21 protein-coding genes are annotated in these 19,737 nt (G+C 64.9%); 8 read left to right on the top strand and 13 right to left on the bottom strand.

Features of this window, described 5'->3' with window-relative positions; translation table 11 throughout:
- The first annotated feature begins 5 nt into the window (after window positions 1-5).
- Window positions 6-1,265, top strand: coding sequence for a KamA family radical SAM protein (locus ACODSD_RS19990; RefSeq protein WP_227108486.1), 1,260 nt, complete (start codon window positions 6-8; stop codon window positions 1,263-1,265).
- 11 nt (window positions 1,266-1,276) lie between these two features.
- Window positions 1,277-2,665, top strand: coding sequence for an MATE family efflux transporter (locus ACODSD_RS19985; RefSeq protein ID WP_488878132.1), 1,389 nt, complete (start codon window positions 1,277-1,279; stop codon window positions 2,663-2,665).
- 23 nt (window positions 2,666-2,688) lie between these two features.
- On the opposite strand, the gene ACODSD_RS19980 is transcribed toward ACODSD_RS19985, so the two are convergent.
- The 3 genes from ACODSD_RS19980 to ACODSD_RS19970 form a co-directional block, all read right to left on the bottom strand.
- The gene (locus tag ACODSD_RS19980) at window positions 2,689-2,895 is read right to left on the bottom strand and encodes a hypothetical protein (RefSeq protein WP_488878131.1); all 207 of its coding nucleotides are present in this window, start codon (window positions 2,893-2,895) and stop codon (window positions 2,689-2,691) included.
- Window positions 2,895-3,080 (bottom strand): hypothetical protein, encoded by a 186-nt coding sequence (locus tag ACODSD_RS19975; RefSeq protein WP_227108489.1) that lies wholly within the window; start codon window positions 3,078-3,080, stop codon window positions 2,895-2,897. Before ACODSD_RS19975 ends, ACODSD_RS19980 begins: the two co-directional genes overlap by 1 nt.
- Before the next feature lie 177 nt (window positions 3,081-3,257).
- Window positions 3,258-3,953: an alpha/beta fold hydrolase gene (locus ACODSD_RS19970; protein WP_227108491.1), complete on the bottom strand. Its 696-nt coding sequence runs from the start codon at window positions 3,951-3,953 to the stop codon at window positions 3,258-3,260.
- 143 nt (window positions 3,954-4,096) lie between these two features.
- Between ACODSD_RS19970 and ACODSD_RS19965 the strand changes: the two genes are divergently transcribed.
- Window positions 4,097-4,882, top strand: a complete 786-nt coding sequence (locus ACODSD_RS19965; protein ID WP_488878130.1) for an AraC family transcriptional regulator — start codon at window positions 4,097-4,099, stop codon at window positions 4,880-4,882.
- 270 nt (window positions 4,883-5,152) lie between these two features.
- Here ACODSD_RS19965 and acnB read toward each other — a convergent pair whose 3' ends face one another.
- Window positions 5,153-7,738 carry a bifunctional aconitate hydratase 2/2-methylisocitrate dehydratase gene (gene acnB / locus ACODSD_RS19960; RefSeq protein WP_488878129.1) on the bottom strand — a complete coding sequence of 862 codons (2,586 nt, stop codon included), beginning with the start codon at window positions 7,736-7,738 and terminating at the stop codon, window positions 5,153-5,155.
- A 215-nt stretch (window positions 7,739-7,953) separates the two neighbouring features.
- Here acnB and gcvA point away from each other — a divergent pair, with 215 nt between their 5' ends.
- Window positions 7,954-8,850 (top strand): transcriptional regulator GcvA, encoded by an 897-nt coding sequence (gcvA, locus tag ACODSD_RS19955; protein WP_107799053.1) that lies wholly within the window; start codon window positions 7,954-7,956, stop codon window positions 8,848-8,850.
- 1 nt (window position 8,851) lies between these two features.
- Here gcvA and ACODSD_RS19950 read toward each other — a convergent pair whose 3' ends face one another.
- The gene (locus ACODSD_RS19950; protein WP_235088558.1) at window positions 8,852-9,625 is read right to left on the bottom strand and encodes a substrate-binding periplasmic protein; all 774 of its coding nucleotides are present in this window, start codon (window positions 9,623-9,625) and stop codon (window positions 8,852-8,854) included.
- 200 nt (window positions 9,626-9,825) lie between these two features.
- On the opposite strand from ACODSD_RS19950, the gene ACODSD_RS19945 reads away from it, so the two are divergent.
- The gene (locus ACODSD_RS19945) at window positions 9,826-10,833 is read left to right on the top strand and encodes a class 1 fructose-bisphosphatase (RefSeq protein WP_227108495.1); all 1,008 of its coding nucleotides are present in this window, start codon (window positions 9,826-9,828) and stop codon (window positions 10,831-10,833) included.
- A gap of 65 nt (window positions 10,834-10,898) precedes the next feature.
- Here ACODSD_RS19945 and ybiA read toward each other — a convergent pair whose 3' ends face one another.
- Window positions 10,899-11,447, bottom strand: a complete 549-nt coding sequence (ybiA, locus tag ACODSD_RS19940) for a riboflavin biosynthesis intermediates N-glycosidase (RefSeq protein WP_227108498.1) — start codon at window positions 11,445-11,447, stop codon at window positions 10,899-10,901.
- A gap of 430 nt (window positions 11,448-11,877) precedes the next feature.
- Between ybiA and ACODSD_RS19935 the strand changes: the two genes are divergently transcribed.
- Entirely contained in the window at window positions 11,878-12,114 is a 237-nt protein-coding gene (locus ACODSD_RS19935; RefSeq protein ID WP_107799049.1) for a helix-turn-helix domain-containing protein, read from the top strand.
- An 18-nt stretch (window positions 12,115-12,132) separates the two neighbouring features.
- Here ACODSD_RS19935 and ACODSD_RS19930 read toward each other — a convergent pair whose 3' ends face one another.
- Genes ACODSD_RS19930 through ACODSD_RS19915 form a run of 4 tightly spaced genes read right to left on the bottom strand, consistent with a single transcriptional unit; the run spans window position 12,133 to window position 15,639 of the window.
- On the bottom strand, window positions 12,133-13,281 hold the full coding sequence (locus ACODSD_RS19930; RefSeq protein ID WP_107799048.1) for an osmoprotectant ABC transporter ATP-binding protein OsmV: 1,149 nt from the start codon (window positions 13,279-13,281) through the stop codon (window positions 12,133-12,135).
- Complete coding sequence (locus tag ACODSD_RS19925; protein ID WP_107799047.1) at window positions 13,281-13,940, bottom strand: ABC transporter permease; 660 nt, start codon at window positions 13,938-13,940, stop codon at window positions 13,281-13,283. Before ACODSD_RS19925 ends, ACODSD_RS19930 begins: the two co-directional genes overlap by 1 nt.
- 10 nt (window positions 13,941-13,950) lie before the next feature.
- Window positions 13,951-14,871: a glycine betaine ABC transporter substrate-binding protein gene (locus ACODSD_RS19920; protein ID WP_227103200.1), complete on the bottom strand. Its 921-nt coding sequence runs from the start codon at window positions 14,869-14,871 to the stop codon at window positions 13,951-13,953.
- A gap of 51 nt (window positions 14,872-14,922) precedes the next feature.
- Window positions 14,923-15,639, bottom strand: coding sequence for an ABC transporter permease (locus tag ACODSD_RS19915; RefSeq protein ID WP_488878128.1), 717 nt, complete (start codon window positions 15,637-15,639; stop codon window positions 14,923-14,925).
- 445 nt (window positions 15,640-16,084) lie between these two features.
- On the opposite strand from ACODSD_RS19915, the gene ACODSD_RS19910 reads away from it, so the two are divergent.
- On the top strand, window positions 16,085-16,984 hold the full coding sequence (locus ACODSD_RS19910; RefSeq protein WP_488878127.1) for a LysR family transcriptional regulator: 900 nt from the start codon (window positions 16,085-16,087) through the stop codon (window positions 16,982-16,984).
- Window positions 16,985-17,022: 38 nt separating this feature from the next.
- Window positions 17,023-17,796, top strand: a complete 774-nt coding sequence (gene fabG / locus ACODSD_RS19905; protein WP_107799043.1) for a 3-oxoacyl-ACP reductase FabG — start codon at window positions 17,023-17,025, stop codon at window positions 17,794-17,796.
- Here the strand turns inward: fabG and ACODSD_RS19900 are convergent.
- The 3 genes from ACODSD_RS19900 to ACODSD_RS19890 all read right to left on the bottom strand — a co-directional run.
- On the bottom strand, window positions 17,793-18,224 hold the full coding sequence (locus tag ACODSD_RS19900) for a GNAT family N-acetyltransferase (RefSeq protein ID WP_107799042.1): 432 nt from the start codon (window positions 18,222-18,224) through the stop codon (window positions 17,793-17,795). The genes fabG and ACODSD_RS19900 overlap by 4 nt on opposite strands.
- A complete protein-coding gene (locus ACODSD_RS19895) occupies window positions 18,221-19,138 on the bottom strand; it encodes an EamA family transporter (RefSeq protein ID WP_227103205.1) in 918 nt (305 codons plus the stop codon). The genes ACODSD_RS19900 and ACODSD_RS19895 overlap by 4 nt, the downstream gene beginning before the upstream one ends.
- A partial coding sequence (locus ACODSD_RS19890; protein WP_488878126.1) for an aminotransferase class III-fold pyridoxal phosphate-dependent enzyme occupies window positions 19,135-19,737 on the bottom strand: 603 nt, incomplete at its 5' end. The genes ACODSD_RS19895 and ACODSD_RS19890, both read right to left, overlap by 4 nt.

Below are 19,737 nucleotides of genomic sequence, written 5' to 3'. Positions count from 1 at the left end.
CTACCATGCGTCTACATCAATTAGTCAAGGACATACACTTCGACGACCCTCTCTGGCAGGAGCGCCATACCATTACCCGGCCAGAACAGCTGCGAGAGGTGCTGGATGAGATCTTGCGCCCATCGGCGCTAGACGACATGATTGCCGGCCTGCACCAAGCATCGATGTCTGTTCGTATCAACCCCTATCTGCTTGATCTGATTAATTGGCAAGATATGGAACATGATCCTATCCGTAGACAGTTTTTACCCCTCGCCTCGGAAATGACTGCATCGCACCCGTTGCAGTCGCTTGATGCCTTGGATGAAACAGCAGACTCCCCCGTGGAAGGCTTGGTCCATCGTTATCCGGACCGAGCCTTGTTGCTGGTGACGGATCGCTGCCCGGTTTACTGTCGATTCTGCACCCGCAGCTACAATGTCGGCGTAGATACCAGTTCAGTCATCAAGATTCGCGCCCAATCCATATCGCATCGATGGCAGTCCATCCTGTCCCATCTGCGCATGACCCCACGCATTGTGGATGTTGTCGTATCGGGAGGAGATTGCGCCCGGCTCAAAGCCAGCCAATTACTAGAAATAGGAAGAGGTCTCCTCTCCATCCCATCCATTCGGCGCATCCGCTTTGCTTCAAAAGGGCTCTCTGTATTGCCGATGAAGATCACCCGGGATCACGCCTGGACCGATGCCTTAACCGTGGTAAGCGATGAGGGCCGGCGCCAAGGCGTGGAAGTCTCCCTGCAAACCCACTTCAATCACCCTATTGAAATCACGCCTTCCGTATTGTCCGCGGCCAATCTTCTATTTGCCAAAGGCGTGATGGTACGAAATCAATCCGTCCTGCTACGCGGAGTCAATGACGATGCAAGCGTGCTTGGTCTTCTCATCAAACATCTGGGGGATTTGCACATACATCCATATTATGTGTACCTATGCGACCCGGTTCCCGGCATTGAAGACATGCGAGTTGACTTGGCAACGGCCTGCCAGCTGGAAAAAGCAGTGAGGGGTTTGACTGCGGGTTACAATATGCCCGCATTTGTCGTCGACGCCCCAGGTGGTGGCGGCAAGCGCCTTATTCATAGTTATGAGCGCTATGATCGTTACTCCGGCCTATCCACGTTTACCGCCCCTGCAGTGAAAGCGGGCCGCCTCTTCCTATATCCGGATCCGCTGCACGCGCTCAGCCCGGATGCCCGCAGGGATTGGCTCGATCCGCAACGGGCACAGGCAATGGTGGCCGATATGCAGCGCCAAAGCGCTTAAAAGCACCGCCAATGCCCGGCCTCTCCCGCTCGCCAGCCCGCCATGTGCGGCGATCTCTGCTTTTGCAGCGCCGCTTGCTCAAGGGCTCGCTGCCGGTGATCAGCTTCTATCTGGCCGAAGTGGCGATGACGCTTACCGATGCGGCCTTCGTCGGCCATCTCGGGAACACGGAGCTGGCGGCGATAGGTCTTTCCATCGGCACGCTGTTTCCATTGATATTTGGCGGCATGGCCTTGGTCTCGACCGGGTGCATCTTCGTTTCCGAGGCCCATGCGCGCGGTGATCACGCCGGTACCCAGGCGGCGCTCGATCTCAGTCTATGGGCCTGCCTCGCCCTGTCCCCGGCGCTGATTGCCGCCGCCTTGCTGCTGCCGGCGGCGTTCCGGCTGGCCGGCCAGGACCCGGCCGTGGTCGCCTTGTGCGCGCAATACCTTGCCATCGCCGGCTGGAGCATTCCCGCCATGCTGGGTTTCAGCGTCTACCGCGCCTATGTTTCGGCGCTGGGCGCGAACCGGGTGATCTTCGTCGTCAGCCTGGGCGGCGTGCTGCTGAATGCCGCGCTCAATTATGGACTGGTTTTCGGAGCGCTCGGCCTGCCCACCCTTGGTCTGCCCGGCGCGGCGATAGGAACCGCCTTGGCCAGTTGGGCGATGTTGTTCGCCATTGCTCGCCACTGCCGGCATCGACTCGGCTACCGCTTTCGCTGGCGCTCGCTGTCGGGGCTGGACAGACAAACCTGCCGCGACCTGCTCCGCATCGGCCTGCCCTCCTTCGCTGTTGGCTTGTTCGAAAGCAGCTTGTTCGGCGTGGTGACGCTGCTGGCGGGCTACTTCGGCGTGGCCTTCATGGCCGCCACCACCATAGCCATCTACGTTGGCGATCTTTTCATCATCCTGGCGCTGGGAATAGGCGATTTACTCACCGTGCAACTGGCCGCCAAGGCGGCGCGGGGCGATGTGCGCGGCGGCCGCCGGCTGGCCTGGAGCGCCCTGCTCTTAATCAGCGCGCTGACCGCGCCCTTGGCCGCGCTTTGCTGGTGGGGGCCGGGCTGGATTGCCGGCATCTTCATCGATACCGCCAAGGCCGAGGCGGCCGAGGTGTTGCGATACGCCCAAATCCTGCTGGGCATTCTTGCCTGGTTCTTGCTGGCGGATGCCGCTCAAATCATCTTGTCGCGCAGTCTGAAAGGCTTGCGCGACACGCTGGCGCCAATGTGGATTGCCAGCATTGGCTATTGGCTGATAGGCATAGGCGGCGGCTGGATGCTGGCCACCCAGGGAGGGCTGGGCGGCGTCGGCCTCTGGTATGGGCTGGCCGCGGGGCTCAGCCTGGCGGCGCTGGCGCTGGCGTGCCGGCTAGGCGCATGGACTCCACCCCAGGCCGTATCCGCGCGCAGATAAAGACGGCGCGCAAACATCCGCGCTTATTGATCTTTCTTCGGTACATTCATTTCCCGCGGCCATTGGGAAAAGGCCATGAACCAAAGCGCGACGATGCCGAAAAAGGGAAACGCGAAAAGCAGGCCGGCCCATCTTGAATACCCCATCCTCGACATCACGATTCCGGACAGCACCACCGTCAGAATCGTGATCGCCGCGATCAAGAGCAGAATGATCCCCATTATCGCCATCACTTGACTCCTTCAAACGCCGGCCATTTCGACCTTGCCAGAATCCACAGCGCTACCAGCATGCCCAAAACCGGCACCACCACTACCAGCGCATAATAAGGCGGCAAGCCGACCCGCTTGAAGATGCGCCACAAGGGATAAGCCGTCACCACAACGGCCATGACCAGGTTCACCAGAAATTCCACCAAGCGCCTCCTTGCTCAAAAGCATTCGCCATCGGATAAAGGGCGGCATTTTAGCACGCTCGGCCGGCATGCATTTCAGGCCATGCCGCACCAAAACTGCCGCCCCGAAGCGATGCGCGCCTCAGCGGCAGGCGGCCGCCTGCTGGCACGGGGGCGCCGTCCGCTCCGGCTTGCTGCTCACACGGATGGGTTCAAGGAAAGACTCGATCGCCGCCGCCAGCGCGAGCGGCGTAGATAGGTGTCCGCCATCAGCCGGGCATTGAACGTGGGATCATGCTCCCCCACCAAGACTTTCACCGGATGCCGGCCGCTGATCTGCTCGCTGAAATCGGTGTCGGCCCACGCGCGTAGATAGGCGGCGAATGCTTGCCGGGAGGAGCGCGACGCCGAATAGGCCGCCTTCCATTCGACCCAGGACGACGGCAGCCGGCCGCCGGTGCTGCGATTGATGATGGTTTTGCGGCTGTCCACATGTTCCGCGGCGTCTTCGAGCAAACGCCGCGTCGCGGCATCGTAAACCATGCCGCCGCAAGGCACCGGCGCCACGGCAAGCATGGACAGCACGAGCTCCGGGGCCAGTGTCGCGATCCTTTCGCTCGCCATGCCTCCCATCGAATGGCCGATCAGGCTAAAAGCCGGATAGCCAAGCGCATCCGCCAGCGCCAGCGCGTCGGCGGCGATTTCGTCCATGGTGTAGGCGCCCCGCGCTTCCCGCATGCCGCCATAGCCGCGGCAATCCATGAAGATGTAGCTGAAACGCTGGCCAGATAGCCATGGCTCTATCGGCTTGAACGAGTGCGCATCGCCGAACCAGCCATGCAGCACGATGACAGGGTGAGGGCCATTCCCCACGCGGAGAAAGGTATTGGGCATATCGCCTCCGGTATGTGCATATTCGCCGCGACGGGTGCCGCCGCTGGCGCCATTGCGCCGTGCAGGCACGGCGATAACGCATCCTAAACCAGCCGGAATCGGCCCGCTTTCTATCAAAAGCCATTTACTGTAGGGCTTGGGCCATGAGAAACACCTTGCTTGATCCTTACGAAAACATCCCGCGCGGCGTGGTGGTGACCGCCAACGATTACGCGGCCGGCACCCTGTTTCCAGCGCATGCGTATCGCCGCGGGCAGTTTGCCTTCGCCTCTAGCGGCGCCATCAGCGTGGCCACACCCGAAGGCCGCTGGCTCGTGCCGCCGCGGCGCGCTTGCTGGCTGCCCGCCGACATGAGCCATGCCATGACGATGAGCGGGCCAGTGACCATGCTCAATGCTTTTGTGTCGCGCGAAGAGCCAGCAATTGCGGGCATGCCACCGCGGTGCGGCGTCTATGGCGTCTCCCCCCTGTTGCGGCAATTGCTTGAGGAGGCTGTCGATCTGCCCGCCCTATATGACCGGGATGGCCGTGACGGCAAGCTGATGAGCCTGCTGGTGGCGGAAATCGCATCGATGCCGCGTCTGTCGCTGTATGCGCCTTTGCCCGCTGACCCTCGACTCGCTCGGGCCTGCCAGCGGCTGTTTGATGCGCCATCGATAGGCGTCGATCCGGATGCGGTGGCCATCGACGCGGGAATGAGCCGGCGCACCTTCACCCGGCAGTTCCGCGCCCAGACCGGGGTGAGTTTCGCCGAGTGGCGTCAGCAGGTTTGCCTGCTCGCCGCCATCGAGCACTTGAGCGCCGGTCAAGCGATGACGCGGGTTGCGCTGGACCTGGGCTATGCCAGCCCCAGCGCCTTTTCCTCAGCCTTCCGCCGTGTGCTCGGCGAAACGCCTACTCAGTATTTGGAGACGCGCCGGCCGGTCTGAGAACCCGTTCAAAGTCTGCTGCGCTTCGTGAGACGTGGCACGGTGAGTACCGCTTCGAAATGCTCATGTACCACGCGTACATTCCGCTTTCTCAGCCGTTTTCGCCTTGTCTCGCTCTGGCTCGCGAGACTTTGAACAGGCTCTGAGATGCTTTCTTGAATGGCTGCCGCCAAAAAAATACCCCGCTGGCGCGGGGTATTTTCCTGGGCTAGGCCTGGGAACATTCCCCAGGCATCTCTCCAAGGCTCTGGCATCAAACCATCGCCTGGCTTACACCTTCACGGTATCGGCCAGTTCCTGGTAGTCGGCGATCTCGTTGAAGTTCATGTAGCGGTACACTTCGCCGGCCTTCTGGTTGAGCACGCCGATGTCGGCCATGTATTCCTCCTTGGTCGGGATGCGACCCAGACGGGAGCAGATCGCGGCCAGTTCGGCGGAACCCAGGTAGACGTTGGAGTTCTTGCCCAGACGGTTGGGGAAGTTGCGGGTGGAGGTGGACATCACGGTGGCGCCCTCCTTCACCTGCGCCTGGTTGCCCATGCACAGCGAGCAGCCCGGCATTTCCATCCGCGCGCCGGCGGTGCCGAAGGTGCCGTAATGGCCTTCCGCGGTCAGCTGTTCGGCGTCCATCTTGGTCGGCGGCGCCACCCACAGTTTCACCGGGATGTCGCGCTTGCCTTCCAGCAGCTTGGAAGCGGCGCGGAAGTGGCCGATATTGGTCATGCAAGAACCGATGAACACTTCGTCGATCTTGGCGCCGGCCACGTCGGACAGGGTTTTCACATCGTCCGGGTCGTTCGGGCAGGCCACGATGGGCTCGTGGATATCGGCCAGATCGATCTCGATCACCGCCGCGTATTCCGCGTCGGCGTCGCCCTTCAGCAGCTGCGGATTGGCGATCCAGGCCTCCATCGCCTTGATGCGGCGCTCCAGCGTGCGCGCGTCCTCATAGCCGTTGGCGATCATGGTCTTCATCAGGGTGATGTTGGAGGTCATGTATTCGATGATCGGCGCTTTGTCCAGATGCACGGTGCAACCGGCGGCGGAACGCTCGGCGGAGGCGTCGGACAGCTCAAACGCTTGCTCCACCTTCAGATCCGGCAAGCCTTCGATTTCCAGGATGCGGCCGGAGAAGGCGTTTTTCTTGCCGGCCTTGGCCACGGTCAGCAGGCCTTGCTTGATCGCGTACAGCGGAATGGCGTTGACCAGATCGCGCAGGGTCACGCCCGGCTGCATCTTGCCCTTGAAGCGCACCAGCACCGATTCAGGCATGTCCAGCGGCATCACGCCGGTGGCGGCGGCGAAGGCCACCAGGCCGGAGCCGGCCGGGAAGGAGATGCCGATCGGGAAACGGGTGTGGCTGTCGCCGCCGGTGCCCACGGTGTCCGGCAGCAACAGGCGGTTCAGCCAGCTGTGGATCACGCCGTCGCCCGGGCGCAGCGACACGCCGCCGCGGGTGGAGATGAAGGCCGGCAGTTCCTTGTGCATCTTCACGTCCACCGGCTTGGGATAAGCGGCGGTGTGGCAGAAGGACTGCATCACCAGATCGGCGGAGAAGCCCAGGCAAGCCAGGTCTTTCAGTTCGTCGCGGGTCATCGGGCCGGTGGTGTCCTGGGAGCCGACGGTGGTCATCTTCGGTTCGCAGTAGGTGCCCGGGCGCACGCCCTGGCCTTCCGGCAGGCCACAGGCGCGGCCGACCATTTTTTGCGCCAGGCTGAAGCCCTTGCCGGAATCCACCGGGGATTTGGGCAGGCGGAATTCCGTGGACGCCGGCAGGCCCAGCGCTTCGCGCGCCTTGCCGGTCAAACCGCGGCCGATAATCAGGTTGATGCGGCCGCCGGCACGCACTTCGTCCAGGATCACCTCGGACTTGAGCGCGAAGTCGGCGATCTTCTGGCCGGCCTTCTCGATCTTGCCTTCATACGGGTAGATGTCGATCACATCGCCCATGTCCATCTTGGACACGTCCACTTCGATCGGCAGCGCGCCGGAGTCTTCCTGGGTGTTGAAGAAGATGGGGGCGATCTTGCCGCCCAGGCACACGCCGCCGAAGCGCTTGTTGGGCACGTAAGGAATGTCTTCGCCGGTGCCCCAGATCACGCTGTTGGTGGCGGATTTGCGGCTGGAGCCGGTGCCGACGACATCGCCGACGTAGGCGACCAGATGGCCTTTTTGCTTCAGGTCTTCGATGAACTGCATCGGGCCGCGCTTGCCGTCTTCTTCCGGGGTGATGCCGGGACGGGCGTTTTTCAGCATGGCGAGGTAGTGCAGCGGGATGTCCGGGCGGCTCCAGGCGTCCGGCGCCGGGGACAGGTCGTCGGTATTGGTTTCGCCGGTGACCTTGAACACGGTGACGGTGATTTTATCGGCCACCGCCGGACGGCTGGTGAACCATTCGGCATTGGCCCAGGATTCCACCACCTGCTTGGCGTGGGCGTTGCCCTTGTCCATTTTCTCCTTCACGTCGTGGAAGGCGTCGAACATCAGCAGGGTTTTCTTCAGGCCGTCGGCGGCGATCTGCGCCACGGCGGCGTCGTCCAGCAGGTCGATCAGCGGCTTGATGTTGTAGCCGCCCAGCATGGTGCCCAGCAGCTGAGTGGCCAGCTCGCGGGAGATCAGCGGGGATTGGGCGTCGCCCTCGGCCACGGCGGCCAGGAAGGAAGCCTTGACCTTGGCGGCGTCGTCCACGCCCGGCGGCACGCGATGGGTGATCAGTTCGACCAGGGTACTTTCCTCGCCCTTGGGCGGGTTTTTCAGCAGTTCCACCAGCGCTTCCACCTGCTTGGCGGACAGCGGCAGCGGCGGGATGCCCAGCGCGGCGCGCTCGGCCACGTGTTGACGGTAAGCTTCCAGCATGACTTTTGACCTTTATGGCTTGGGTTGTTGGCAGCGTCCCCGGCAAGGCCGGGACTCCGACGCTGCGGGACAATGAGGTAAGGCTATGGCTGCGGCCATCAAGACCGCGCCGCAACGCCGGGCGGCGGCCTTGATTTCATGCCTGAAGATTACGCTGTTAGCCGTCCGCTTTCAAACGAGTTATCGCAACATAGATTGTGAGTTAAAATCACAGCATGAGCACTTACCCCCCTCTCAACACCCTGCGTATTTTTGAGGCAGCGGCCCGGCTGGAGAGCTTTTCCGCCGCCGCCGGCGAACTCTTCGTCACCCACGGGGCTGTGAGCAAGCAGATCAAGCAGCTGGAGGATTGGCTGGGCGTGCCGCTGTTCGAGCGCAGCGGCGGCAGAGTCAAGCTGACCGACCCCGGCTGGCGCTATCTGGTGCAGGTGCAGGACGGCCTGGATCTGATCGCCAACGCCACCTCCCAGCTGCTGCAGGCGGACCGCCGCCGCCGGATCAGCATCAATTCCACGCCCACCTTCGCCATGCACTGGCTGCTGCCGCGGCTGAGCCGTTTTCGCGAGCAGTTTCCGGAGCTGGAGCTGCATCTGGCCACCTCGGACCGCGACATCAGCCGGCTGGACAGTCCGTTCGACATCGCCATCCGCCGCGGCCCCGGCGATTGGCCCGGCCACATCGCCAAGCCCTTTCTGAAGGAATGGGAGCTGCCGCTGTGCGGTCCGGCGCTGCTGGCCGCCGCGCCCATCGCCAGCCCGGCGGATCTGGCGCGGCATACCCTGCTCTACGCGGACACCCGCCCCACCGCCTGGCAGCGCTGGCTGACCCTGGCCGGGGTGCCGGAGCTGAAGCCGGCCAGCGCCATGCATTTCGACAGTTTCTCGCTGGCCTTGCAGGCGGCGATGGACGGCCTGGGCGTGGTGCTGGGGCCGATGCCGATGGCGCAGGCGCAGATAGACGCCGGCGTGCTGTTGTCGCCGTTGCCGGCGCCGGTGGCCACGGTGCGCGACTACTGCTGGGTGGCGCCGCGCGCGGCGGCGGAGGACGCCGCCGTCGCGGCCTTCTGCCGCTGGCTGGAGGGCGAGGCCGTCCGCCCGGACGCGGCCGCCTGAATCAACGCGCGGAACCGGGGGGCAGGCCAATCAGCTTGAGCTCCATCGGCGCCGCGTCGCGCGGCAGCCATTTGTTGTAGATGCGCTTGAAGCTGCCGTCTTTCTTGACGGCGGCGAAGGCGGTCTGCCAGCGCTTCACTTCCGCCGCCGAGGTGCCGCGCGAAAACGCCAGGTAGAGTTCCAGCGTTTCCAGCACCCGCACCACTTCCACCGCCTCCGGCGGCTGGTGGATGTCTTTCAGCACCGAGGCCACGACGAAGCCGCCTTCCGACCACATATCGTAGCGGCCGACCAGCAGCTTCTGCGCGGTGATCTGCGGGGTGGGCGCCAGATCCACCTCGATGAAGCCGGCCGCGATCGCCGCGTCGGCGAAGATGCTGCCGCGGTAAGCGCCCACCGGCCGGTGATAAATGCCGTTGCCCAGCGCCAGCAGGCCGGCCGCCTCGCCCTTGCGCGCCAGCAGCACGGTCTGCGAGATGGCGATGGGGCCCAGCAGCGTCATCTGTTTTTCCCGGGTGTCGTTGCGCCCCACGGTGAACAGCATCACTCCGGGCGTGGTCAGCAGCTCTTTATAGCCTCGCGCCCAGGGCACCACGTCGATGGCGCTGTTGTCGTGCATGCGCGTCTGGATCTCGCGCACCACTTCCACCGCCATGCCGTCCGGCACGCCGTTGTGCTGGAATGTGATGGGCGGCCAGTCTTCGGTGTAGATGGTGATGGCCCGCGCCTGCCAGGCCGCCAGCAGCAATAGCAGCGTCAATAAACCCTTAGCCATGGTCTTTCCCCGTACCGCGTGAACCCGATTTTATTCATAGCCGTTCCACGCGCCGCCTGCCTGCGATTTCCGCCCGCCCCCGCGCGCCCGGGGGCATGACGACCGCAACTCGCTTATCCGTTATAATGTGGCGGTCAAGCCGGCTCATGCCGGCATATCGAGCATTTGTTTCGCGCACCCACCCAAAGCTAAGGATTGCCATGAGCCGCATCACCCTCTCCCGCTTTTTGATCGAACAGCAACGCAAGGCCGGCACGCTGCCGCCTGAGTTGCGCCTGCTGATCGAAACCGTAGGCCGCGCCTGCAAGGCCATCAGCTATTCGGTGAACAAGGGGGCGCTGGCCGACGTGCTGGGCGAAGCCGGCACCGGCAATATCCAGGGCGAGGCGCAGAAAAAGCTGGACGTGATCGCCAACGATTACCTGCTGGACGCCAATGAATGGGGCGGCAGCCTGGCGGCAATGGCCTCCGAGGAAATGGAGCTGCCTTACCACATCCCCGGCGAATACCCGAAGGGCGAGTACCTGTTGATGTTCGATCCGCTGGACGGCTCATCCAATATCGACGTCAACATCTCGGTGGGCACCATTTTCTCCATCCTGCGCTGCCCGCAGGGCATTGACCACGCCACCGAGGGCGCCTTCCTGCAGCCGGGCACCGAGCAAGTGGCCGCCGGCTACACCGTGTACGGCCCGCAAACCCTGCTGGTGCTGACCTTCGGCAGCGGCGTCCACGGCTTCACGCTGGACCGCGAACAAGGCTCTTTCGTGCTGACCCACCCGGACATGAAAGTGCCGGAAAGCACCGGCGAGTTCGCCATCAATATGTCCAATATGCGTCACTGGGATGCGCCGGTGAAACGCTATGTCGACGAATTGCTGGCCGGCAGCACCGGTCCGCGCGGCCGCGATTTCAATATGCGCTGGGTGGCGTCCATGGTGGCCGAGGTGCATCGCATCCTGACCCGCGGCGGCATCTTCATGTATCCGCGCGACGCGCGCACCCCGGACCAGGCCGGCAAGCTGCGGCTGATGTACGAAGGCAATCCGATGGCCTTCGTGGTGGAACAGGCCGGCGGCGCCGCCACCAACGGCCATCAGCGCATCATGGACATCCAGCCGCAGAAGCTGCACGAGCGGGTGGCGGTTTTCCTCGGCTCCAAGGAAGAAGTGGAACGCGTCACCGCCTACCACGCCGAGCAGCAGTAAGCGGCTCCGCCCAACAAAAAACCCTGCCGAAACCGGCAGGGTTTTTTTAATGTCGTCCGCAGGCGCTAACGCAGGCGTTCGCGCACTTCCATCAGGGCGAAGCCCAGCAGATTGCTGCCGTCCCACATGTCCGGCAGACTGGCCTGCGGGTCGTCCTCGGCCCAGCCTATGCCCCAGATGCAGTCCACCGGGCTGGCCTCCACCAGGATGGCGTCACCGGTGCCGCGCAGGAAATCGCCCAGCGCCGGATTTTGCTCGAACTTGGCCAGATTGCCCCGCATCACCACCTCGCAACAGCGCTGCTGCCACAAGGCGGAATCAAAGCCGCGCACCTGGCGGCCCAAGGCCTTGGCGTCCGCCGGCGTGGCCGCGGCCAGTATCCTGCCCCGGGTTTCCGCGTCTTCGAACAAGCGGGCTTTCTCCGCCATCATATAATGCTCGGCGCTGGCGTAGCTCACGCCGTCCAGCTCGAAGCCCACCGGAAACCACTGACTCAGGCAGCTCTTGCAGACGCCGTCCTCGTGTTTGGGCCTGTGTCCCCAGAAAAACAGAAAATCCAGCGTTTCGCCGGCCGCAGCCCGCTTGCGCAACTCGCTTACTGTCCGGATCGCCATGGTCCGCGTCCTCCACTTCCTGCGCGGCCATATGCCGCAAAAAATGCCAAGAGCCCCTCTTTGTCCGCTGTCGCCGCGGCGCTGAACATCTTCATGGCCATCACTATAAGGAGCCGGAACCGGGTTCGACAAGCGCGGCGCGAAGCCGGGCCGCGCGTGCGTCCGCCGATTTCGATGCAAACAGACGAAAACAATGATTAATTACCGCGTCGCGATGATTTCGCCGCCGCCGCCCGCATCGCGAGCGCAGTGGATACGCAACACCGCCCTACCAACATAGGTCCGTCCACCCCGCTTGCCCATAGGTAAAACTACTCAGCGCGGACGCAACCGTCCGCATTGCCACAGGACGGCGTAGCGGAGTATGTTTCCCCTCATAAGCCTGTAAGCCGCTGTTGGAAAAGACATTAAAAACCCTGGGGAGACCGGCATGGCTATCGTGATCACGCTGGACGTCATGCTGGCGCAACGCAAGATCAAATCCAAGGATCTGGCGCGGGCCATCGGCATCACACCGCACAATCTGTCGCTGTTGAAGCTGGGCAAGGTCAAGAGCCTGCGCCTGGACACGCTGGACGCGCTGTGCCGGCAGCTGGGCTGCCAGCCAGGAGATTTGTTGAGCCACTCGCCGGAAGCGGACCCGGCCGACGGAGAGCCATCGGTCTGACTCTCCGCCCTTCCCGCCTCAGCCCGCCGGCTGACGCGCGCCGCGCGTCGAGGTGCGGCCCGAGTTCAGATAGCCGGCGATGTAGTCTTGCGACACTTCGCCGTTGTAGCGGCCGTCGTCGTCCAGCACCGGCATCCAGGTCAGATTGTGCTCGTACAGGCGGGACAGCACCACGCGCAGGTTTTCGCCCGCCGCCGCGGTCACGCTCACCGGCTTGATCTTGTCCGCGCACACGCCGTCCGCGCCGCGCGCGTCGCGGCGCCGGACAAAGCCCAAGGGCTGTCCGTCCGCGTCCACCACGGTCAGGTGCATCAGGTCGTTGTCGTCCATCAGGCCGTAAGCGGCCGCCAGCGGCGTATCCAGCCGCGCGGTCAGCGTTTCCTGCTGATCCGCCACCTCGCCGGCCTGCACCAGCAGCAAGCGCTTGAGCGTGCGGTCCTGGCCGACGAAGCTGGCGACGAAATCGTCCGCCGGACGCGCCAGGATCTCATCGGAGCCGGCGCACTGCACCATGCGGCCCTGACGGAACACGGCGATGCGGTCGCCCAGCTTGATCGCTTCGTCGATATCGTGGCTGACCAGCATCACGGTCTTGCCCAGTTGGCGCTGCATTTGCAGGAACTCGTTCTGGATCTGCTCGCGGTTGATCGGGTCCACCGCGCCGAAGGGCTCGTCCATCAGCAAGACCGGCGCGTCGGCCGCCAGCGCGCGGATCACGCCGATGCGCTGCTGCTGGCCGCCGGACATCTCGCGCGGATAACGTTGCAAGAAGCGGTTGGGGTCCAGAGCCACCATGCTCATCAGTTCGCGCGCCCGCTCGCGGCAGCGCTTCTTGTCCCAGCCCAGCATCCGCGGCACCACGGTGATGTTGTCCTCGATGGTCATATTGGGGAACAGGCCGATCTGCTGGATCACGTAGCCGATCTGGCGGCGCAGCGTCACGCTGTCTATGCCGGCGGTGTCCTCGCCGTTGATCAGCACCTTGCCCGAGGTGGGCTCGATCAGGCGGTTGATCATTTTCATGGTGGTGGTCTTGCCGCAGCCGGACGGGCCCAGCAGCACGCAGATTTCGCCTTCCGGCACATGCAGATTGACCTTGTCCACCGCCTGGAAGACCTGGCCGTTTTTCTGGGTAAATTGCTTGCAGAGATTTTGCAGTTCAATCATCAACGAATTCCTTTCGGGGTCAGCGCGCGCTGAGCGCGCAGCAACAACCAATCCATCGCGACGGCGAGCACGCTCACCGCCACCGCGCCGGCGATCAGCTTGCGAATGTCGCTCTGGCTGATGCCGTGCAATATCAAAGTGCCCAGGCCGCCGGCGCCGACGATGGCGGCAATCGCCATCACGCCGATGTTCAGCACCACCGCGGTGCGGATGCCGCCGAAGATCAGCGGCGTGGCCAGCGGCAGTTCCACCCAGCGCAGGCGCTGCCAGAAGGTCAGGCCCAGGCCGCGGCCGGCTTCTCTCACGCCGGGCTCCAGATGGGTCAGCGCGGTGTGGGTGTTGCGCACGATGGGCAGCAGGGAGTACAGGAAGGCGGCGGTAATGGCCGGCACCGCGCCGATGCCCTGCCCGATCATGGAAAACAGCGGCACCATCAGGCCGAACAAGGCGATGGCCGGAATGGTCAGCACCACGGTGGCCAGGCCCAGCACCAGGCCGGCCAGCGCCTGAAAGCGGACGATCAGTACGCCCAGGGGCACGCCCAGCACCACCGCCAAACCGACGGCGATGCCCACCAGCCTCAGATGTTGTTCCGCCAAGGCGGCGATTTGCGGCAGGTCTTGCCAGATGAACTGGCAGGTTTGCAATAGGGTTTCCATGCGGCCTCCTTTAGATCAGGCCGCGCTGGCGCAGGAATTCGCTGGCGACTTCCTTCACCGGACGGTGTTCGATGTCCACTTTGGCGTTAAGCTCGGACATGGTGTCGTTGTCCAGCAGCGCGGCCAGCTTGTTCAGTTCCTCGGCCAGACCGGGGTTGCGTTCCAGCGTGTCGCGGCGCACCACCGGCGTGGCGGCGTAAGCCGGGAAATAGCCCATGTCGTCCTGCAGCACCACCAGGTCGAAGCCCTTGACGCGGCCGTCGGTGGTGTAGACCAGGCCGGCGTCGACGAAGCCGTCGCGGATGGCGTTGTAAACCAGGCCCGGGTCCATCTGGCGGATCTGCGGCCGGCTCAATTCCATGCCGTACAGCTGCTGCATCGGCTTGAGGCCGTCCGGTCGCCCGGCGAACTCCATGTCGAAGCCCAGCTGCCAGCGTTTGGACGAACCGTTGTTTTCATTGACCCGCCGCGCCAGATCGGACAGCGTGCGCACGCCCTCGGCTTCGGCGCGCACGCGCTTCATCGCCAGCGCATACGTGTTGTTGAGCGGAGCCGGGTTCAGCCAGATCAGCCCCAGGGGCTCGTCCAGCTTCTTGACCGTGGCGTAAGCCTCCTCGTTGCTCATTTTTTTCTGGATGCCGTGATGGATGATCAGGCCGGTGCCGGTGTAATCCCACACCAGATCCAGTTGGCGGTTTTCCAGCGCGTTGCGCAGGATCACCGTCGCCAGGTCCGGCTTTTGCGTGACCTGGTAGCCCTTGCTGCCCAGGTACTGCGTGGTGATGTCGGACAGCAGATGCTGTTCGGTGAAGTTCTTGCTGCCCAGCACCAGGCCGGCGGCGAAGGCCGGCGCGGCGGTCAGCAAGGCCGCCAGCGTCAGCGCGCGGCGCGCCAGCCGACGCCAGGGCGAAAAGGAAAGTGCTTTTGTCATAGGGGTCCTCCGTGCGAGCGCCCGCCGGAACGGGCGACAAGGGGGTTCGAATCAGGCCAGGCCGCGGGCGGCGGCCAGGCGGCCCAGGCCGGCCAGCGTCAGGTCCAGCGTCAGCGCGATCAGCGCGGTGCCGCCGGCGCCCAGCAGCAGCGCGGTGTGGTTGTTCAGGTAGATGCCGGGGAAGATCAGTTCGCCGTAGCTGCTGGCGCCGATCAAGAAGGCCAGCGGCGCGGTGCCCACATTCAGCGCCAGCGCCACCCGCACGCCGGTCAGAATCACCGGCAAGGCGTTGGGCAGCTCCACCCGCCACAGCCGTTGACGCGGGGTCATGCCCAGCGCGTCGGCGGCCTCCAGCAAGGCCGGCTGCAGGCCGGCCAGGCCGGTATAGGTATTGCGCACGATGGGCAGCAAGGACGCCAGGAACAGCGCCACGATGGCCGGCGCGTCGCCGATGCCGACCAAGGCCATCGCCAACGCCAGCACCGCCATGGGCGGCAGGGTGTTGCCGATATTGAAAATCTGCATCCAGTGCTCGGCGCTGCCCCGCAGCCGCTGACGGCTGAGCAGCACGCCGCTGGGCAGGCCCACCGCGAGAGCCAGCGCCATGGAGACGCCCACCAGATAGAGATGCTGCCGGCCCAGGTAGATCAGATCTTCCCGGTACTCGGTCCATACGGCTGGGCTTACACCGTAAATCAATCCCGCCGCCGCTACGGCGACCAGGATCAGCCCGATCATGCTGCGCTTGCTAAACGCTCTTTTGTGCATCTGCGTCCTCCTTGGCGAAAGCAATGGCCGGCAAGGCCACGGCGATCCGCTGTAATGATCGCGACAACTAGAGAGCTGCCAGTAAATAGACGTCCGGCGCGGGCCGGACATGAGGTGCGTTTAAGGCGAGGCTCGACGGCGCGAAACCGTCGATTTTGAGTGGCGCGGTGTGCGCCTGATGAAAAACCTAATAAGTTATAACACTGTTTGTATCGAACATGCAAATTTTCTAATGTACTTCGCCACACTTGACATACAAGGACAAGGCATTGAAAACGCTTTATTTCTTTCCGTTCATGTCAAACCAAATGGATAAGCCGGCCGCGCTCCGCCGCTCCGCCCTATAAGGAACGCGCGCGGCGCCGTCCCAACGGCCACTTGCCGCCCTCCCGCCCCCGGCCCACAATGCTCCGTTTCGCCCATTGCAACAATCACGGCAAAAAACATGGATCGATTGCACTTGATGACCGTATTCATCGCGGTGGCGGAAGCGGAAAGCTTTGCCGGCGCGGCGCGCAAGCTGGGCATGTCGCCGCCGGCGGTGACGCGCGCGGTGGCGGCGCTGGAGACGCGGCTGCAAGCCCGTCTGCTCAACCGCAGCACCCGCCATGTGCGCGTCACCGAGGCCGGCCAGCGTTATCTGGAGGACGCGCGCCGGGTGATCGCCTCCGCGGACGAGGCGGACGAAGCCGCCTCCGGCGGCAAGGCGCCGCCGCGCGGTTTGCTGACCGTCACCGCGCCGGCCTTGTTCGGCTTGCGCTACGTGATGCCGGGCATCAACGACTACCTGCGCCGCCATCCCGAGGTGACGGTGGACGCCTTGCTGCTGGACCGGGTGGTCAATCTGCTGGAAGAAGGCGTGGACGTGGCCATCCGCATCGGCGAACTGCCGGACTCCAATCTGCGCGCCCTGCGCGTCGGCCAGGTGCGGCGGGTGGTCTGCGCGTCGCCGGCCTATCTCGCCGAGCGCGGCGTTCCGCTCACGCCGGCGGATTTGCAGCGCCACGCGCTGATCGCCTCGCACGGCGTGGGTTCCTGCCACGAATGGCGCTTCAGCGACGGCGGCAAGCCGCTGAGCGTCCGCCTCAAACCCCGGCTCACCGTCAGCAACAACGAGGCGGCCATCGCCGCCGCCGCGGCCGGACTCGGCGTCACCCGTCTGTTGTCTTATCAAGTGGCGCCGCAATTGGCCGCCGGCCAATTGCTGCCGCTGCTGGCCGAATACGACGACGCCAGCCAGCCCATCCACATCCTGCATCAGGAAGGCCGGCTGGCCTCGGCCAAGACCCGCGCCTTCATCGAACTGATGGCGGAGCGGCTGCGCGGCCATCCCGAGCTGCGCTAACGCCATCGACATCGCCATCCCCCACAAGGAGATTCATCATGTTGACCCCGCTTCAAGACAAAAACGTTCTCATCACCGGCGGCACCGCCGGCATCGGCCTGGGCCTGGCCCGGGCCTTCGCGCGCGCCGGCGCGCGCGTCACCATCAGCGGCCGCAGCCGGGACAAGCTGGACGCCGCGCTGGCCCGCCTGCGCGCCGACGGCCTGAACGCCGTCGGCCGCGTCGCCGACGTGGCCCGTCCCGAAGACGTGGCCCGCCTGCTGGCGGACACCGCCGCGTCCAACGGCCTGGACGTGCTGTGCTGCAACGCCGGCATCTTCCCGTCCGCGCCGCTGGAGAGCATGAGCGCGGAGGAATGGGATCAGGTGCAGCACACCAATGTGCGCGGCAACTTCCTTTGCGTGCAGGCGGCGCTGCCCTATCTGCGGCAGGCCGAGTACGGCCGCGTGATCCTGACCTCCTCCATCACCGGCCCGGTCACCGGCTACGCCGGCTGGAGCCATTACGGCGCCAGCAAGGCCGCGCAACTGGGCTTCATGCGCAGCGCGGCGCTGGAGCTGGCGCGCGACGACATCACCATCAACGCGGTGATGCCGGGCAATGTGCTGACCGAGGGGCTGCGCGAGCTGGGCGAGGACTATCTGGACAAGATGGCGGCGGCGGTGCCGCTGCGGCGGCTGGGCAGCGTGGACGACATCGCCAACGCCGCGCTGTTCTTCGCCAGCAAGGAGGCGGGCTTCATCACCGGCCAGACCCTGATCGTGGACGGCGGCCAGGTCTTGCCGGAGTCTCTGGACGCGCTGACCGGCTAGCCCTGGTAGACATCCGGCCGGTGCAGCTCCATATAGCGCTCCGGGTGTTCCAGCGCGGCGAAGCCGAAGGGCCGGTAGACCGCGTGGGCGTTGGAGGTCACCAGCACGATGCGACGCAGCCGGGCCAAGGCCGGCTCGGCCGCGACGCCGCGCATCAGCTGCCGCGCATAGCCGCGGCCGCGGTGCTCCGGCGTCACGAACACGTCGCACAGATAGCCGAAGGTGGCCAGATCGGTCACCACGCGGGCGAAGCCCACTTGCCGCCCGTCCAGATAGGCGCCGAAGCACAGCGAGCCGGCGATGGCCTGCTCCACTGTGGCGCGCGAAATGCCCTTGGCCCAGGGCGCGTGATCGTGCAAGAAGGCGTGGATCAGCGCCAGGTCCAGCCGGCGCTTGTCGGTGGAAATCTCCAGTTCGGCCTCCTTCATCGCGGCGCGGTCCTCTTGTTCAGTTGGACGGCCAGCCAGCCGCGCGCGGCGTCCAGTTTGCCGGCGTAAGTGTTCAAGGCCAGCGCGGCGACGATCAAGGCCGACGCGACGATGCTGAGCGCGTCGTAATGCTCATGCAGGATCCAATAGCCGCCCAGCAGGCCGAAAACCGGGCTGAGCAGCGAAAACGGCGCCACCAGCGTGGCCGGATACAGGCTGAGCAGCTTGCCCCAGCTGCCCAGCGCGAACAGGGTGCCGACCAGGGCCAGGAACAACAGCGCCAGCGTGGCGGTCCAGCCGAAGCCGGCCACGGCGCTCCAGGCCGCCGCCGGTCCGCCCTCCAGCGCGAAGGACAGCAGCAGCAGGGGCAGCGGCGGCACCAGGCTCATCCACACGGTGAAGGCGAACATGTCCACCTTGCCGGCGCGCTTGAGCTCCACATTGCCCCAGGCGAAGCCGGCCGAGCCGATCAAGGCCAGCGCCAGCGGCAGCAAGGGCAAGGCGTCCTGGTAACGGGCGTAGCCCAGCAGCAAGACGCCCAGCAACGCCAGCGCCATCACCGCCTTTTGCAGCCGGGAGCGCGTTTCGCCCAGCAGCAGACTGGCCAGCAGCAAGGTGATGAACACCTGCAACTGGGCCAGCACCGACACGATGCCGGCCGGCATGCCCAGCTTGATGGCGGAAAACAGGCCGGCGAACTGGATCACGCCCAGGCACAGCCCGGCGCGCAGATACCAGCGCCAGGGCAAGGACGGCCGCGTGAACCACCAGGCCCCGACCGCGAACACCACCACGAAGCGCAGCGCCGCCAGCAAAAGCGGCGGACACTCGGTCAGCCCTATCTTCACCACGATGAAGCTCAGGCCCCAGATGGCCGCCACCAGCACCGCCAGCAATACGTGTCGTATCTTCATGATGTCGTCGCCTCTTGTTCCAGCGCGGCGATGGCGCGCCGGCAGGCTTCCAGGAAAAAGTCCAACTCGGCTTCCGCCACGTTCAAGGGCGGCAGCAAGCGCAGCGCGGCGGCGTCGTGCGCCGCCGGCACCGTCAGCACGCCTTCTTGCAGCAATTGCAGCCACAGCAGGCCGGCGGCGCCCTCGCCCAGCCGGTCTTGCGCCGCCGGGCCGGCGCGCAGCGCCAGCATCAGGCCCTGGCCCTCGAGCTCGAAGCCCTCCAGCCCGGCCTCCCGCCAACGCCGCCGCAAGGCCCGGCCGCTCTCCCGCGCCCGCGCCGGCGCGTCCAGCTGGCGCAACAGCTCCAGCATGCGCAGGCCGCAGCTCAAGGCCAGCCGGTTGCCGCCGAAGGTGGAGCCGTGGATTTTGGCGCAGCCGGGCCGGGCGAACACCGCCTGGTAAATGTCTTGGCGGAACAGCAGCGCCGACACCGGCAGCACGCCGCCGCTCAGGCCCTTGGCGACAATCAGCAGGTCCGGCGCCGGCGCGCCCAGCGCCTGATAGGCGAACCAGGCGCCGCAGCGGCCCAGGCCGGACAGCGCCTCGTCGTAGATCAGCCG

This window comes from Chromobacterium sp. FG22 (assembly GCF_057809415.1).
The sequence above is the reverse complement of the archived record's forward strand: the minus strand, read 5'-3'. Positions and strand labels throughout refer to the sequence as shown.